Source organism: Plebeiibacterium sediminum (assembly GCF_026013605.1).
Lineage (GTDB): Bacteria > Bacteroidota > Bacteroidia > Bacteroidales > Marinilabiliaceae > Saccharicrinis > Saccharicrinis sediminus.
Genome location: NZ_JAPDPJ010000090.1, coordinates 1 through 17285, shown reverse-complemented (window position 1 = coordinate 17285; position 17285 = coordinate 1). Strand labels below are relative to the sequence as shown.

The window sequence follows — 17285 nt, the reverse complement described above, 5'->3', positions numbered from 1 at the left end:
AAGCAAGGTTGGCTTTATCTGACTATTGTTATGGACTTATTTGATCGTAAGATTATAGGATGGGCTTTAAGTGATAATATGACTGCAAAGGATACAGTAAAAGCAGCTTGGAAAATGGCATTGATAAATCGCCCATTAACCAAACAGTTAATATTTCATTCTGACAGGGGTGTACAATATGCTTCAAATGAGTTTAGAAGACTTTTATCTGGTTTTGCTGTTACACAAAGCATGAGTCGCAAAGGTAATTGCTGGGATAATGCTGTAGCAGAAAGCTTCTTTAAAATTCTTAAATCAGAACTAATATATCATCGATTATACTTGAACCATTGGTATGCTAGAAATGAGATTTTTGAGTTTATTGAGATATGGTATAATCGAAAAAGAAGACATTCTTATTTAAACTATCAAACACCTGAAGAGTATGGAAAGGTGGTAATCAGAAAAGTGGCTTAACTTTTTGTCTAGTTTTTTATTGCAATTCCACCTACTGGGGATTGGCTTAAAACCTGCGCACTATAATAAACTCGAAAAAGGGATAGTTGAACCGTCTGTTGATATACTGGATAAGATGGCCAAGTTTTATGGTTTGACTATTGATCAAATCGTACACCTTGAAGGCGATGTACCCAAAGAAGTGACTATAGAAGATAAAGGATTAATTGAGCAGGTTAAGTTAATCCAGGAACTGGATGAAAAGGATAAAGAAACAGTGTTTAATATCATTGACACCATGCTTACTAAACGTAAGTTCAAAGACTTCTTTAATACAAATATTGCTGCGTTATAAACAGCCGGGTTACAAACCCATACATACAACCCAAAGAGCCACAACTTTATGAATTGCGGCTCTTGTATATGACTTACAGCTTGCTTATTTCACGGATTATGCTACGCTAAATCCGCGCGTACGGGTGGGGAGATTATTTTCTAACTATTTTGGCTCTTGTTGTTAAGTCAAACCTTTTCTTAAGTTCTAAAGAATCGACTTGTATATCTTTTAAATTTTGATTAACTAAAACTGGAACAAATGCATTATATACAGGATTTTTTCTACTATACACAACCAAATATTTTCCTTTAGGAACTTTAATACCATGAGAACCTTTTGTGCTATAAGAACCCTTGTATATTGTTTTTCCAATTCTGTATAAATAATGAACATTAATCCCTGTCCCATTTGCCTTTAGAGTAGTTTCCGTAGTTACTCCTACAGCCCTATCTACATCATCAAAGTATTTATCAAACGATTTATTTACACTTATTCTCAATACAATCATAATACAAACTGCAAGTATTACAGTTCCAACAATTACAATATTTTTTTCTTTCATTGATTCGAATTTACATAGGTTGTCATAATCTTAAGAAACCCTGAATAAGTTCCTGAAGCAGTATTACCTGCACTACCTCCTCCAAATGCTTTTCCTATTTGCCCTCCACTATATGTAGTAAAACCTCCAACAAGACCGCCTCCTACAATTTCTCCAACTGAATTATTTGTTTGAATACCATCATTAAAACTAGCATTCTGTATAAACATACTAGAGAGCACTCCTGCGGCTTTTCCATATATATTACCTCCCGGTATTGCAGAAGTTACATTGAAGTTCTGGATGGACTTTTGAACATTAAAGTCGTTCTTAATCATCTGCAACCCAAATTCAGTTCCCATTGACCATCCACTTATAGAAGCTCCTATAATTACCCCTGGTACAGCTAATGTTCCTAAAACGGTATTTACTCCATCTGTATTTATGGCGTGATTTACACTCTGCTGAAAAGCTAAATCTTCTTGTTTTCGTATACTCTGACGATAATTACTTAGTGCATTGTTATCATGATTAATTGCTGCTGGAGCACCTTTAGTACTTTTAGCATCTCCAGAACCATAAACATCAGTAGACTCCGAGCGATTAGCTACTTTATTTCCTTTATTCTCTTTTTTATTGCCTGCAGCTGCATCATCAAGCGATTTGTAAAAATCTGCCCAAGTATTTCCTCCATTACCCACAAGTCCCATATTTATTGCATAAGTGACTGCATCATCTCCTGTTATTTCATACCCATTCTTCTTTTTACGAACAGCTAAACCAAAAGCATCCGTAAAAATTATAGGATTACTTAATACATAATGATATGGAGTACTTGAAAAGTAAATTTCTGCAAGTAAATCTATACTATGCCACCTCCCGATAGCGGGATCATAGAACCTAGCACCATAATCATACCAATCCAAAACTCTACCTCCTATAGCATCCTCTTGAAGCTCTTTACCGTTATAAAGGTATTTATTTTTAGCTCCAGAGTTAAACTGCTCTGCTGTCATACCAAATGGATAATAAAAGCTAACCTGATTGGTTACATTGTTCTCATCAACAACCACACGGGTATTGCCTAAGTGATCTTTTAAATGATACTGGTATGTGGCACTGCTTCCGTTCATGGCTATTGTTCCTTCGCTGTGTAATACTTGCTGTAAGGTACTTTCTTCGTAAATAGTTGTTCCTGTATAATAAGTGGTTTTACCATTTGCAGTTTTGGCTACTTTTTGTCCATCTGCGGTGTAAATATAACGAATTGTTTTGTTATCATCACCTGTTAATAATTCAGGTAGGTTTAAAAAGTTATATTTTACATTGGTAAGACCTTTGTTTTTATCTGCAGTCATATTACCATTAAGGTCGTAATTATACTCTATACCACTGCTACTCTTTTCTTTAAATCCAACATTATCATTAGCTGCATCATTTACGCTCAACAATTGGTTACCTCTATAACTATAGCTTAGATTATCAATAGTAGTACTGGCCTTTTTACGGGTTAGGATACCTATATTACCATTTAAGTCATAATTACCAATTGTTACATCATATGCACCATTACGGGCAATTGAACTACCCCCTTGTCCATAATTGGCCTGGGTTAGCCTATTAAGTCCATCATAGTTAAAGCCATAAGCACTCATATCTCCACTTACGCTGCTTTGTTTTTCAGTTCGCCAAATCATGGATGAAATGTTACCATTGTATTGTTTTTGAGCATTTAATACACTTGAGGGATCTATATAATCAAGCTTTAATGCCAACTTTTTACTGCCTGCTGCTGTAACAGATGGGTCATTTACCTGAGTTAACCAACCTCGTATGTTATATTGGTAATCCATTTGTTGAACATTATCACCTACTTTTTTGGTAATTAATTGACCTAATTCATTGTAGGTATTATCTGCTAGCAATACTTCATTTTTACCATTAATTTTATGGTAATGTTTTAATAATCTTCCGGCATGGTCATAATCATAGCGCTCATCAATAATCTTTGTGGTTCCCTGGAACACATTTATTGTTTTACTACTTTCAATCTTTCCCACAAAATCATAATTATTACTTACCAATGTATAGTTAGCGCCACCGTTGGCAGGAAATAAATCAGTTAAACTTTGTATGCATCTATATTTATTATCATAATAAACTGTTGATACCAACCATTGTGCTTGAGTAGATGAAAACTCATTTCCATCCAATACTTTGGTTCGGGTTCCTGTTACTTGTCCCTTTACAGCATGATTATACGAAATTTCATCACTGATATTATTTCCTGTAGAAAATGCTTTACAATCTTTATATCCATACGTATCATAATAGGTAATACTTAACCATCTATCTATTCCTACCTCAGGAAAACTATTGCTGGTTGTATAACTGTATGATGTGCTTAAGCTATCATTTCTTGTCTCAAAATACTTTTTAGTTAAATCCTTATAAAAATCATCAACTTTTTTTTGCATGGCATCCTGAGTTTTGAGATTATTGCTTAATAATCCTGTTATTATCGGACGATTTAATATATCATATTTGGTAAATAACCACACTCCCTTTTCCCGCATTTCCCCATCCTGTGTCGACACTAAACGATCTCTGTTGTCATAAACCATATATACTGGTGCGGCTCCTGGTATTTTCTTTTCTATCATTCGCTTTCTACCATCATACTTATAGGCGTATATTAAGTCGCCATTACCTGCCCCTGCTGATATAGTCAGGCTTGAGCCGGATGATGCAGAAAACCTAAAATTAGATAGGGTTACACTGGATCCTTTAGTAATTAGATACGTACTTGCTTGCGGAGCTCCTGTTAAGGTTTGATCCTGATCTACAAGCTCAATTTCGCTATTTACATCAGTACCTTTATACAGATTTTTCACCGCTTGTGGTGGTATTACATAGCGCAGTAATCCAAAATCATCATATACATAATAGGTATCTACCGTGTCTATTGCAGTTTCTCCTTCTACATAGCTACGTTTTAAAACTACCTGCCCCTGCTTATCTTTAAACTCTTCTGTGGTATGTAGATTCCCTGAAACCCAGTTTTCATCCTTTGATACAGTTTTGTATAATTCAGAAGCTATATAATAACCCTCTTTTACTAATTGATTATTAATCACTTCAAAACGAAATACGTCATTTTCCTTATTGGTCCCATATTCCATTTTAACCGTATGGCCACTATTAGCTATATTTGCATTTAATGGTTGCCATGCCTTACCCGGTGCTCCCTGCTCTAACACCCTGTTTAGTGGTGAGCTTTCAAAAACTGTCTCTGAAAAAGGAACACTCGTTAAAGATCGTTTAACATCAATCTGACCAGGTGCATAATAGGCCTTTTGTCCCAATATATCATTATCAACATACCCTCCTGAACCTGATGTATTGGCGTACGGAAGGTATTTAATACTTTCCCTTCCATAATCATCATAATCTATTGGTGTAACAATATCTTTAACAACATTATTAACTTTAGCTCCTGCTTTATATTGAACCACCTGATCCGGACGTCCTAAGCCATCATAGTAATTTATGGTGGTGGACTTTTGTGTGTAATCAAGATTAGTTACTTGCGAATCTGTGGTAACTCCTTCTTTCAATACTGTTTCAGTAGTTACGTAATTATGAGATGAACTCGCGGTTTGTGCTTTTATTATACATGGAAACGTTAATATCATTAACATTAACCACTTTATATATTTATTTCTCATTTTTTCTGGTTTGTTTACATTACTTTCATCAATAATTTTTGAATTTTATTATAAGTCATATACCATACTTCCTGTATAATAAAAAGGTGAATTCTTTGGAAAATCTGACCCTGAGGTAATAGTAAATTTAATATCGCCACTACTAGTTATATCTATTAACCATGTTCTTCCTGAATAGTTTATCGTAAAACTCTTTGTTGAACTAGGAAAACAGCCCCCCTCTAATCTTCCAACCAAATAGGTACTATATTTGACCATAGCAGCTCCTGTATTTGAAAAATTAAGATAAAAAGTAGCTTTATTGCCATCTTTATTAATGCCATAAGTATAAGCCAGAAATCCCGTATTCATGGTTATTCCACATGAGTTCATTACAATATTTTTCGATACTGTTTTTACGGTGCCCAACAATTGATCTGTTATTTCACAGGTTAACACCAGTGTTCCTCCATAATTACTTCTAAACGAAAATGTAGATCCTGAACCATTGGCAACTGTAGTGGAATTTGCCTTGGCTGTCCACTTATAGGTAAAATTACCAGATCCTCCGTTTACACTAACCTGTGAATTAACTAGTTCTCCCTGATCATATTCACTTTTATTGGTAGTAATTGAACAGGTCATTTCCGAATAAATGCTTGGATCAAAATGATAATTGTATGAATATTGTTTTAATATATTCCCATCATTATCACGAATCTGTTTTAATCTGTTCATACCATCATACTCGTAAAAAGTAGTATTTCCATTGGGATCGGTTTCACTTGTCATTCCTACTAAGGGATCGTATGTATAGGTATAAAGTTGCACATCACTTCCTGTTACTATATAACGAAGCGTTGTATTTAACACGTCCAATTGTTCTTTAAAACCATTTTCCCAAAATGTAAAATCCTCCAAATTGTAAATATAATTTTGCAAATCTGTATTAGAGTCGAATTGGGACTTACTATAATTAACAATTTTTGCTATCGGATACTGATGATTATATCCCCATACGTAGGTAGTAACAACTCCATCCTTTGCTGTTATTTCAATAGGATTACCATATATATCGTAGGAATTATATGTTCCTTCTGCATCTTTACTATAATTCACATCCTTTTCTATTCCTGTGAATTCATTAAAACTAGATGTTGCTACAGGTGAGGTAATTTCAGTAGAGTAAATTTCATCTGGAACAAAATTATTATCAGATTTTTTATATTTAGTTAAAATACTATTGGAAACAACACCTGTTTTGGAAGTAATTTTTTCTATAACAGGTGAAATAATGTTAGCGTCTGCCATTTGTTGATATACCCCATAATTAATATTAAAAGGATAACAAAAACTTTGGTATATTTCTTCATCATTTGAATCTAAAACTGTTTTGTAAGATAAAAACGTTGGCTTATCTCTATCATAACTATTATGTGTTGTCTGAATAATAGTATCTCCTCCATCAAATAAATATTCCTTAATAGATGTTAAATTTTCAACTCCAACTGCATACTTTTGAACTTTATAAGCAAAATATTGTAATGGAGCTGCAAACACGTCATTTAATTCCTGAGTTTCTGGAAGAGTATAATCAGAAGAACTACTATATTTATTAAATAAAATTTTTCTTCGAACAGAAAGATCATAAAAGGTATCAACTATATAAGAATTATAATTATAATCTGTCTGTTTTACAATTGAGTACATTCTATTATTTAAATTATAGTCATAATCTATTTTTCTATCCAAATGATTTCCTTCCCAAAATTTATATGGATTAGTCCCTTCGATCCTAGTTGTATAATGAATTCTCCATGAATCAAAAGAATAATCCTCCATGCGAGGATATTTACTAGAATAGTAATATTCTGTTTTACCAACATTACTTGACTCATCTCCTTTATATTCTGTAACCAAATTATAGGAAACTATTTTATCTAGAAACGTGTAATAATTACCAGGAAACTGTCCTGTAAATGTCCTTGTGGTATACCATCCTACTTCTATCACTGGTGGATAAACATCTCGACCTATAATCACTAGATCTTTTAAAAAATAATAAGAAGTTCCATGAGTTTCATAATTATTTAGGTATCCATTTTCTTTTGATGGCTTTAAATAATAAGGTAAAGTTCCTATACCATCTCCATTCTTACCATATGTAAATGTGCGTTTTATTTCTTTTCCACTATTATCATTTGAAGTAATGGATTTAATCCTTAATCCTCCACAGTTTTTTATATTATCTCCATCTTTGAATTGATTGCATTCATAATCAAAAGTTGTTTTTCCCCCGGTTGGATATGTAATCGTCTTAATCATTCCTATTTTCATATCCTCTTTATTTGAATATCTATTTATAGCTGTTCCTATATCATAATTTAAGAACTTTGAAAAATTAGTATATATAGGTTCATCCATTATGTAGTATTTATTTACTGCAATTTTATCCTTGGTTAATTTACCTGAGCTTGAACTATAGTACCCCCAATAATCTGATCTAAAGGCTAGTTTATCTAAGGTTGGCAATTTATCCATATTATAATAATCAAACGAATACTGCTTTATAGATTCGTCATCGTTTCCTTTAATTGTAACAGAAGTCAAATAGCTCGGTTTATCAGTTGATTTAATTGAACTAAGTGTACTTTCAATATTAAAATAAACTCTTCTAATTGGATTATTATATGAATCTGACACAATCATATTTTCTATAAAAAAATCACAATCATCATTACTGTTTGGTATAAAATTGAATTTAATACTCCCTGAACTAAACTTAATCTTTGAAAGAACATGAACTGATTTTGTGTATCCCCATTGCTCGGTATTATCCTGAACCCATTCTACATCGCCAAAATAATTCCTTAATATTTCACTAGCCCAATACCCTCCTTCCATTATAGGAGCTTCAACTTGGTCGTTTATTACAAGAGTTTGATTAGGATTAGCACTAGGTACATATCTTAAATCATAGAAGTAGTTTATACTATCTTTTTTATTGGGTAAAATTACAGATTTTAGATACCAACAAGAACAATGCATATTGTCTTCTGAATCATCATAATACAAATCCCCATTCTCTGTTTTACCTCCAAAACAATAAGTAATACCTTTATCATCTACAATCTCAAAACTAGTATAGATTCCTTCTACCCAAACTTTACCATATCCTTTTTTTAAATTTTGAACTTTAAAAGGTTTATAAGGCATAAATGAAGCTTCTTTAACTCCATCTATATCCTTTAAAATAAATTTACCACTTTCTCCTGTTGGTAATACAAAAGTAAAAATATCATACTCTGTATCTTTATATTCTCCATTTCGATGTATATAATCGATATTATATAAATCTCTAACAAATACACTATTATTTGGATGATCCGTATCTGTATAGTATCCATTTGTATGATAATCTGTTCCAAATAAAGTAACCCAATCTGGATCATAGTTTTCTGTAATTCCTTGTTTGTGTGGTTTTATTTCATCAGGGATACCTCTTACTTCCCTACTTATGAAACCAGTTCCACTAATTACCCATTTCAACCCCAAAGATCCACACTCTGCTATATTTGCTTTTAAACCAGAAGCGTGAAACTTCAAATCTATTGGTATTTTTACATATTTTTCATTTACTTCATATAAAGGTATGTTAATATCAACTAAACCACGAGATCTATCTACGGGATAATCTGCAAACTGCTTCATCAAGTATACCTGTGGCGATTTGATTTCAGGAGTAATAATATAATTACTACTTTGAGAATATGATTTTAGTGGTAATACATACAATATTACTACCAAGGCAATAAGTTTTAATAAACTATAATCAGCCTTATTTAAATTACTCACTTTTTTTAGAAAAATGACTGGTATAACTCTATTTGTTTCTTTCATTTTTTATTATAAGATTCTAATCTGTGACTGGTAAATATTGACTATTCTTCTAGTTTAATTCTATATTCTGGAACAATGATCAAGTAACATATAAGAAAAACTATGAGACAATATTCCTCCTTACTGTTTTTATCAATTATCTATTGCTAATAATAAATGCTACTTTAGGGGTTTGGTGTAGTTAGTAGTATAGCCTCAATCTTAGATAGCCTTTCCTTCAAGACATCTACCTCTTTTAACTTCGCCTTCTGATCTTCAAGCTTTACTTCTAAGACCTTTCTTTCTACTTGTTCCTTTTTTCTTTCATCCTTTTGCTGTATAGCATAGAGCATCAACTCCTCAACCTTTTGCAGCAATAACTTATTCATCTCGACCAAATTTACTCCTGAAGCTTCCATTTCTTCAGCACTTGGTATATCTGGTAAATGCTTGTGAGTTTTAATGTAACTTTCTACTTCGCCCAGGTCTTTTAAATTGTAGGTATCGGAGAAGACAAAGTCGGCAGTGTTACCATTGGCTTTAACGGTAATTTGATTTGCTGCCAAATTTCCATTTAAGTCAATATTTGCAGCAGCAATATCTTCAACTTTAATTTCTTTAGCCCGAATTGTACCTTCTACATCAAGTTTATAATCTGGAACAGTCGTTCCAATTCCAACATTTCCTCTATAATCAACTATAGCTGCCACCCCATCTCCCTGTGGCTTTAAAAGTGCATTACTTTGACTTCCTGATGCAACAAAAGATCCTTCTATAAAAAAACCTCTTAACTCTGCATAGGGCATATTAACGTTATTTTTAAAGCTTACTTCTATTGCCTTTCCTGTAATTTCACCATTGGAGGCTCCTTCAAAAATTGCAGTATAGGGTCTTCTACTTCCACTATTAACTGTACCCATTGCTATTGTTAAACCCAATCGTAAAAAAGCATTATCCAAATTTGTAGATACCTGTCCTTCCCATGCATCAAAGGAGGTTAAAATACCTATTTGATTTTGACCTATCGAATTCAATTTTGATGCTAAACTTTCAGAAGCAGCAGAAGAACCATAACAATCATAATTTTGATCGAACACCATTGATATATCTGATTTATTTATAATCGTTAATCTTAATCCTCTTCCTGAAGCTGTATTATAAATTGTTTGATTTCCTATTTTTAATATTCGTGCTGCATTTCTGTTTAAACCTGTTCCTCTGATATAAATTGATGTTGGATTAGTTTGAGCTGAAAGATTTACAAAATGCAGAAAAATGATAAATGCAAATAGATAATTTTTCATAGTTGTTTATTTAATATTATTATTCAATAGTGTTTTCTTTATTATATTAAGCTGGCTTTCCAGATCATTGTACCTATCTTGTTGTTTTTCTACTTGCTTATCTTTTTCGATAATATAGAGAGTCAACTCCTCTACCTTTAGCAGCAATAACTTATTCATCTCAGCCAAATTTACTCCTGAAGCTTCCATTTCTTCAGCACTTGGTATTTCCGGTAAATGATTATTTTCTTTAATAAATGCCTCTACTTCGCTCAGGTCTTTTAAATTGTAGGTATCCGAGAAGACGTAGTCTGGCCAATCAGTACTTTCTGTAGATACTCGGACTTCTTTAGCAAGGATAGTTCCATTTACTGATAGTTTTTCTGTAGGCTTTGCTGTTCCAATACCAACATTTCCATTTACAGCAAGCGCAATACCAGAGGTTCCTAAATTCCCTCTTGACAAATAGCCTACATTTGTAGTTGCATCAGCCCATAATCTAAAGGTAGTTGCACCGGATTCATTCCAAATTGTAACTCCCTGATCGGGTCCATCACCCTTTATTTGAAGTCGTCCAACAGTATTATTTGAAAAATTACCAATGGACACATTACCATTATCTAACAATGACAAAGATGCATTACCTTGAACTCCTTTTGAAATTGGAGCGAATTTTAATGGCTGATTCGAGTAATGTCCACCAAAATACATAGCCCATCCATCATTATTACCATCTAAATATTGGTTTTTAACTCCACGTCCATCTGTTTTTGTAACATCTTGAATTTTTATACCACACCAAGGCGTACCCTGAAGGTTTAATAATGAAGTTGGAGATGATGTTCCAATACCCACAAATCCATTATTTTCAACAGTAAATTTTATTCTTTCATTGGCAGTAGATGTTCCACTTGACAATCTTAAAATTGGATGAGTTGTATCTAGCTGATTAATATAAACTACAGACCCTCCTCCATTTCTGGTAAAATGATGATAGGTATTATTTCCCGAAACCGTTCTAAAGTAACCTTCATATTGTTGAGAAAAACCAAGAGTACAAATAATCAGGTTAAATATTATAAATGCAATACGTTTCATTACATGTTTATTTTTTAAGGTTTGCTTTTGATTAAAAAATTAATATTTTGCAGACTCGTTTAATATCACAGCTTCAAGTTTTGCCAGACGCTCCTCTTGTTGCTTAACTATTTTTTTTTGCACTTCTAACTCTACTTTTAAGTTTTCTCTTTTTTCCTGTTCCTTATTTCTAGCCTCCTCTTGCTTTATTGCATACAATGTCAACTCCTCAACTTTTTGTAACAAAAGTTTATTCATCTCGGCCAAATTTACCCCTGAAGCTTCCATTTCTTTAGCACTAGGAATGTCTGGTAGGTGTTTATAAGTTTTAATGTAGGTATCTACATCGCTTAAGTTTTTAAGTTTGTAGTTGTCTGAAAAAACAAAATCTGCAGTTTGAGCTTCAACTTTTATTTCGGTAGCCTGTATGGTGCCTAAAACTTGTAATCTACACGATGGACTGGTAGTTCCAATACCAACATTACCCATCACATATTGATTACTATTTACAGTTAATTTCCCCCTAAAATATCCGTTACCATTACCATCAAGTTTAAAATTGCTATACCATTTTCCATCAGAATAAAACCTATATCCAATCTGAAAATCAGAAGAGTTCTCATCTCCCAATCTCAATTTCAAACTTGTTCTATCGGTAGTTTGGTCATCTCTATAAAAATAAGTTGGATCAGAATTTGATGAACCATCAGCCTTTACGAAATGTAGTTCATAATAGGTGCCTTTTTGCGAATACAGAACATAAGAACTAACAATACAGATTGTTAATAACAATAGTTTTTTCATTTTTAAAGTTTGTTAAATTTTTACTTATTCAGGGGGATTGTAAATTATAAAACCAATAAGAATACACCATCGGTTATTGATATAGTATCATTGCTATGAATTATATATTTCGGAAGTCTATATATTCAAGTAATTAATATCATTAGCTTTATTGCTTGCATATATTATTAATAAATTAGATATTGTATACCTCTGAGTATTATTCTGCTTCCAATATAATTTTTTCAAGTTTAGCTAACCGTTCTTCTAATACTACTCTTTCGTCTTCCTCTTTTTGCCTTAATACTGCAATTTCAGAAAGTTTCTTTTCTTGCTCAATTGTATACAATGTTAACTCTTCTACTTTTTGCAATAACAACTTATTCATCTCTGCAAGGTTAACACCAGATGCTTCCATATCTGCTGCACTAGGAATTTCAGGTAAGTGTTTACGCTCTTTAATGTATGCTTCTACATCAGTTAAATTCTTAAGTTGGTAATCTTCTGCAAAAACAAAATCAGCCGTTTGTGCTTCGACTTGGATTTCTGCGGCACGTATGGTTCCGGCAACATCTAATTTGTAATCTGGTGTATTAGTCCCGATCCCTATATTACCATTGTTTGCAATATTAAAAACATTAATAAAACTATGCTCTCCAATATTCTTACTAACACCACCTATTTGAATTGAAAACCCATTTTGTCCTTCATTATGAAATCTTGTAGCATAATATCTTGCATCAACACCGCTCCATCTGTAATAAGTTTGATTAATGTTTGCACCTCCATTTTCATTATCAATCAAAACCATAGGATCTTGGCTTCCACTATAATTCATTTCTAATAAAAAATTACCATCCTTAATATGAAGCTTTTCCAAAGGAGAAGTTATTCCAATCCCCAATTTCCCTTCAACTCCTAAACCAAAACCAGAAATTTTTATACCATCAATAAAATCTCCTCCACAATTTAGAACTAATTGATTCGCTGTTGGAACTAATGCTCTTTTCCATACTAAATCATTAGCTATATAGCGCCTCATTCTCAGATCTCCATAACTTGATATAAACTGAAAAGAATTATTTGAAATGGTTGCCCCTCCAAAATTTTGTGCTGAAATACTTATTCCCATTAACAGGATTATGAATATTATTAAACTTCTTTGCATTTATAGTTATTTAGTTGTAAGTATTAGAATTATTATTTATTTGAAAAGATTTACAAAATTAATTGGCTGATGCATTGCCAAGTATAAGAGTCTCTATCTTAGCCAAACGTTCTTCTTGCTCTTTTACTAATTGCTTTTGAGTTTCTAACTCTTTTTTCAGTTTTTCTCTCTCCAACCTTTCCACCTTTTTAGTTCCTTCTATTTTTACAAGTTTTTCATCTTGTTGAATGGTGTAAAGCGTCAATTCTTCAATTTTCTGAAGTAACAGCTTGTTCATTTCGGCAAGGTTAACACCTGATGCTTCCATATCTGATGCACTAGGTATTTCTGGTAGGTGTTGGTGTTCTTTTATGTAGGCTTCTACATCAGTTAAATTCATTAACCGATAATTGTCTGCAAAAACGAAGTCAGCGGTTTGAGCTTCAACTTTTATTTCTGTAGCGCGGATAGTGCCAGCAACTTCTAATTTGGCATTAGGTGAAGTATTACCAATACCAACATTACCATTATTATCAATCATCATCTGAGTTTTTCCTGAAGAATCAATAAACCAATGTTTAGATAATCCTTTTCTTCCAGATTGATATATCATTCCATGTTTCACTACTGCTCCACCGTAAGAATGCCCATAGAAATCAAATAAAATTTGAGCTACTGAAGTTGGATAATTAGGATAATCATGCTCAAATACAATCCCATAACTTGTATTTCCCGAATTAGATAACTTTATATTCCCGTCTTTAAGATGTAATTTGCTATCCGGGTTACTTAAACCAATGCCTACCAGTCCTGAATTTGTAATACTAAATGACTTTCCTCCTCCAATAGTTGCTGTTTGAAATACAAAATAATTATTAGCACTACCATTATTTTCAACAAACAAACCTGATACATTAGAAGCATTAAACCCTGAATTACCATTATTTACATGCAACTTTGTTAAAGGACTTTCAATGCCAATACCAACATTACTTTCAAAAATAATTTTATTACCAGTATTAGATTTAATAAATAAACCATTTTCATCTCCATTTGACTGAATATAAGATTCAGAACCTGTTGACCACATTGTTATATTATCCCATGTAGCAGAACTAACGGAATAATTAATTGTTCTTAGTTTTCCGTATATATCTAATTTCTCTCCGGGAGAATCTGTCCCAACTCCTACCTTGCCACCTTTGATATAGATAGGTGTTGTGTTTCCTGTCTCGTCTTTTATATTTGTTTGTGTATAACCTACTAGTGAAATTGAAAAAAGGGTTACAACAAGTAATATGATATCTTTCATTTTACGTCTAACTTTTTATTTAAATTAATTTTTACAATTGTTATTTCGATGTGATACTTTCAACTAACAATTCTAGCTTAGATAAGCGATTTTCCAAAGCTTCTCTCCTTTTTTGTTCCAAGCTCCTAGATTCTTCTATTTTATCGATCTGATCCACTTTTTCCCTATCTCTTTTCTCTAATTCAATAGTATACAAAGTCAATTCTTCAATTTTCTGAAGCAACAGCTTGTTCATTTCGGCAAGGTTAATACCTGATTCTTCCATATCTTTAGCACTAGGTATTTCTGGCAAGTGTTTGTGTTCTTTTATATAGGCTTCTACATCAGTTAAGTCTTTTAGTCGGTAGTCTTCGCAAAAAACAAAATCTGGCCAATCATTACTTTCTGCAGAAACACGTACTTCTTTAGCCAAAACAGTTCCGTTAACAGATAATTTTTCTGTGGGATTAGCTGTTCCGATTCCAACATTACCTGCAAAATAATTATTTACTCCTCCTTTTGATTGATAAACAAATCCATCAGCACTTAATATACAATAAGAACCATTCTTATCATATAACGATTTAGATATGCGTATTCTGTGGGTATTAACAAAACCTAAATACAAATCTAATCCAGACGCATTAACAGTTACATTACCATTATTATGATCTCTAAGAATATAGTCATTATTGTACTTTGAATATATTCCATCTCCTGCCCTAATATATAACCTATTGGTTTTAATATTTCCATTAACATCTAGCATTTCGGATGGAGCTGCAGTACCAATTCCAACATTATTATTCTTTACATTTATTGGAGTCGAGTTTCCTGTCTCGTCTTTTATATTTGTTTGTGTATAACCTACAAGTGAAATTGAAAAAAGGGTTACAACAAGTAATAGGATACCTTTCATTTTACGTCTAACTTTTTAAATTAATTTTTACAATTGTTATTTCGATGTGATACTTTCAACTAACGATTCTAGCTTGGATAAGCGTTTTTCCAAAGTTTCGCTCCTTTTTTGTTCCATGCTCCTTGATCCTTCTATATTTTTAACTGTCTCTTTCAAGGTGCTAACTTCTTTATCCTTATCAATAGCATACAAAGTCAACTCTTCAATTTTTTGAAGTAACAGCTTGTTCATTTCGGAAAGGTTAACACCTGATGCTCCCATATCTTTAGCACTAGGTATTTCTGGCAAGTGTTTGTGTTCTTTTATATATGCTTCTACATCAGTTAAACTCTTTAACTGATAATTGTCTGCGAAAACGAAGTCTGCTGTTTGAGCCTCCACTTTTATTTCTGGTGCTTTTATGATTCCATTTGTAGTAAGCCCTCCTTTAACAATCACATCATCAATAAATGTTGTTATCGTTTGACCTGCTACAATATCATCAGAAGACCAAAATGCAATACCCGGATTTTCTGTTGATACCTGACCATCAATAGTACTACAATGTCCAATACCTGTAATTGTAATACTTGCCTGTGCCCATGCCCCATAACGTAAATAAACATCATAATCTGAACCAAAAGGTCCAGAGCCATTTTTAACCAATATGATGTAACAATTCGGACTTTTACCATCAATATGACCCATGGCCATAAATTTATCCCTTGCGTTAAATGTAAGATCAACCTTTGATTTTCCTTGCGAAGGCGTATGAGCACCTAATACTCCATTAATGTTAATAACTCCATTATAATTATTTACTGTACCAATCTTTTTATAATAGATTGTAGAAGATCCATTATTTGAAATATCTACTTGTAATTGAGTCTGTGAATATAAGCTAGGGCTTATCCCAAGGACAATTAACAGAATCATCAAAAAATGCGTTGTTCTTCGTTTCATTATTATATGTATCTATAAATTTATTGAAAATGCGAATGCTTCAAATCCTATATCGTTCATTCTATGCGCAGCTGCTATTTCAACTATCATTTCCTTAATAAGTAATACAAATAGGCTGAAAATTTCCTTATGCAATATTTATTGCAAAACAGTTAATCGCAAACATAAAAAGCGATAGGAATAGAATTAATTTTATTAATATGGATATTTTATTTTGCCGGGAAGTTTATGAGCTAAGCCTAATATTAAATTTTACTATATGAAATATTCTTTATAAGGCAGTGCATTATCAATCTCAAGATAACTGGGCTCACTAATTATTTTATAAAGAGGGGGGCATAATACGGCTAGGAGGTTAAATTTTAGCATAAAAAATTAAATTTAGTTCTGTTTGTTTAATGATTCCAAAATAATATTCGTTTTTATCTGTATATACCAACTCATTACCTCATTTAACATTATATAATGCAAACAAATATAATTTCGACTTTTCGAACCAAAAATAATAATTTATAGTACTTATAACCTAATCTAATTTGATAAAATAACTAATATTTATGACAAATAACTATTTATATCATCTATAGTGATTAATAATTTCTCATAACATGTTAATTAATTACTAACTATATGCTTAGTTTCTATTGCATGATGGAACAAATAAATCAAAATCTGATATATTAACAGAACACATGATTATAATTCTAGGTAATTTAAATGAAATGAACTTTTATATGGCACAAAATCTATTGATAAATAGAACAGGACAGTATTTCTGATAAAAGGAATAAAGAGTTAATAAAGCAGTTGTAAAATAACTATAGATATAACATAAAGCCAAACGCATACTGGCTATTTCGGTTTGATTTATGCCACTAATATCGGTCGGTGTATGCCAATGATTTCGGTTTAAAACAGGCCAGTTTATAGTCTCTATTTAACAG

General features: G+C 32.3%; 12 protein-coding genes. 2 read left to right on the top strand and 10 right to left on the bottom strand.

Annotation, left to right across the window (positions count from 1 at the left end):
• A partial coding sequence (locus OM075_RS22375) for an IS3 family transposase (protein WP_301192787.1) occupies positions 1–456 on the top strand: 456 nt, incomplete at its 5' end.
• Between the two features lie 4 nt (positions 457–460).
• Entirely contained in the window at positions 461–790 is a 330-nt protein-coding gene (locus tag OM075_RS22370) for a helix-turn-helix domain-containing protein (RefSeq protein WP_363321647.1), read from the top strand.
• Positions 791–923: 133 nt separating this feature from the next.
• On the opposite strand, the gene OM075_RS22365 is transcribed toward OM075_RS22370, so the two are convergent.
• The 10 genes from OM075_RS22365 to OM075_RS22320 form a co-directional block, all read right to left on the bottom strand.
• Positions 924–1334, bottom strand: a complete 411-nt coding sequence (locus OM075_RS22365) for a hypothetical protein (RefSeq protein ID WP_301192786.1) — start codon at positions 1332–1334, stop codon at positions 924–926.
• Positions 1331–5041: a DUF6443 domain-containing protein gene (locus OM075_RS22360; RefSeq protein WP_301192785.1), complete on the bottom strand. Its 3711-nt coding sequence runs from the start codon at positions 5039–5041 to the stop codon at positions 1331–1333. Before OM075_RS22360 ends, OM075_RS22365 begins: the two co-directional genes overlap by 4 nt.
• A 48-nt stretch (positions 5042–5089) precedes the next feature.
• Complete coding sequence (locus tag OM075_RS22355) at positions 5090–8920, bottom strand: RHS repeat domain-containing protein (RefSeq protein ID WP_301192784.1); 3831 nt, start codon at positions 8918–8920, stop codon at positions 5090–5092.
• 164 nt (positions 8921–9084) lie between these two features.
• On the bottom strand, positions 9085–10203 hold the full coding sequence (locus OM075_RS22350; protein ID WP_301192783.1) for a hypothetical protein: 1119 nt from the start codon (positions 10201–10203) through the stop codon (positions 9085–9087).
• A gap of 6 nt (positions 10204–10209) precedes the next feature.
• Positions 10210–11280, bottom strand: coding sequence for a hypothetical protein (locus tag OM075_RS22345; protein ID WP_301192782.1), 1071 nt, complete (start codon positions 11278–11280; stop codon positions 10210–10212).
• Between the two features lie 39 nt (positions 11281–11319).
• Positions 11320–12063 (bottom strand): hypothetical protein, encoded by a 744-nt coding sequence (locus OM075_RS22340; protein WP_301192781.1) that lies wholly within the window; start codon positions 12061–12063, stop codon positions 11320–11322.
• A gap of 199 nt (positions 12064–12262) precedes the next feature.
• Complete coding sequence (locus OM075_RS22335) at positions 12263–13210, bottom strand: hypothetical protein (RefSeq protein ID WP_301192780.1); 948 nt, start codon at positions 13208–13210, stop codon at positions 12263–12265.
• 58 nt (positions 13211–13268) lie between these two features.
• A complete protein-coding gene (locus OM075_RS22330) occupies positions 13269–14501 on the bottom strand; it encodes a hypothetical protein (protein ID WP_301192779.1) in 1233 nt (410 codons plus the stop codon).
• Positions 14502–14541: 40 nt separating this feature from the next.
• Entirely contained in the window at positions 14542–15399 is an 858-nt protein-coding gene (locus OM075_RS22325) for a hypothetical protein (protein ID WP_301192778.1), read from the bottom strand.
• A 36-nt stretch (positions 15400–15435) separates the two neighbouring features.
• A complete protein-coding gene (locus OM075_RS22320) occupies positions 15436–16341 on the bottom strand; it encodes a hypothetical protein (RefSeq protein WP_301192777.1) in 906 nt (301 codons plus the stop codon).
• Positions 16342–17285: the final 944 nt, after the last annotated feature.

Coding starts and splice junctions, on each gene's coding strand:
- OM075_RS22365 (WP_301192786.1), bottom strand. CDS start 1,334: ATGAAAGAAAAAAATATTGTAATTGTTGGAACTGTAATACTTGCAGTT.
- OM075_RS22360 (WP_301192785.1), bottom strand. CDS start 5,041: ATGAGAAATAAATATATAAAGTGGTTAATGTTAATGATATTAACGTTT.
- OM075_RS22355 (WP_301192784.1), bottom strand. CDS start 8,920: ATGAAAGAAACAAATAGAGTTATACCAGTCATTTTTCTAAAAAAAGTG.
- OM075_RS22350 (WP_301192783.1), bottom strand. CDS start 10,203: ATGAAAAATTATCTATTTGCATTTATCATTTTTCTGCATTTTGTAAAT.
- OM075_RS22345 (WP_301192782.1), bottom strand. CDS start 11,280: ATGAAACGTATTGCATTTATAATATTTAACCTGATTATTTGTACTCTT.
- OM075_RS22340 (WP_301192781.1), bottom strand. CDS start 12,063: ATGAAAAAACTATTGTTATTAACAATCTGTATTGTTAGTTCTTATGTT.
- OM075_RS22335 (WP_301192780.1), bottom strand. CDS start 13,210: ATGCAAAGAAGTTTAATAATATTCATAATCCTGTTAATGGGAATAAGT.
- OM075_RS22330 (WP_301192779.1), bottom strand. CDS start 14,501: ATGAAAGATATCATATTACTTGTTGTAACCCTTTTTTCAATTTCACTA.
- OM075_RS22325 (WP_301192778.1), bottom strand. CDS start 15,399: ATGAAAGGTATCCTATTACTTGTTGTAACCCTTTTTTCAATTTCACTT.
- OM075_RS22320 (WP_301192777.1), bottom strand. CDS start 16,341: ATGAAACGAAGAACAACGCATTTTTTGATGATTCTGTTAATTGTCCTT.